This window comes from Campylobacter sp. 2018MI01 (assembly GCF_018501205.1).
Lineage (GTDB): Bacteria > Campylobacterota > Campylobacteria > Campylobacterales > Campylobacteraceae > Campylobacter_E.
In genome coordinates, this window is the sequence record NZ_JAHCZE010000167.1 from 1 (window position 1) to 431 (window position 431).

At 61.9% G+C, this 431-nt stretch carries 1 protein-coding gene; it reads right to left on the reverse strand.

The features are described 5' to 3' along the window. Nucleotides 1–227: 227 nt before the first annotated feature. Nucleotides 228–431, reverse strand: a 204-nt coding sequence (locus tag KJQ97_RS10100; RefSeq protein ID WP_214120708.1) for a hypothetical protein, incomplete at its 5' end; no start/stop codon positions are given.

The following is a 431-nucleotide window of genomic DNA, read 5'->3' on the forward strand; positions in this document are numbered from 1 at the left end:
TTCGTCGACTCACTCATGACTTCCAGTGTCCACGATCCCGTCAAGTGTTCACCCGATCGCCGAGGGAAACATGCTGTCGGCGGAGAGGGAACGACGCTGTAGTGGCACGCGACCGGCCAACCCCATCCGACCATGGTCAGGTAACTAACAGGAGAGATTAGTCCGGGGGTCCGAATCCCGGTGCACGACGATGCGGGTCCTGCCGACAGCAACCACGCCGAGACGGATCAAGCCGTCGACGATCGGTGCGTAGTAGGCGTGGCCGACACCAGGTCCAGGCTGTCGAATGCGACATCGTCGACGATGCGCTCCCGGCGCCCGAAGATGGGCATGGAGCGGTCCGAGGAACCACAGGTAGCCACAATGGGATTGTCGTCGAAGAGGTGGGAAGCGTTGAGCACCTCGGTCACGGTCAGGGCGTATTCCTCAGG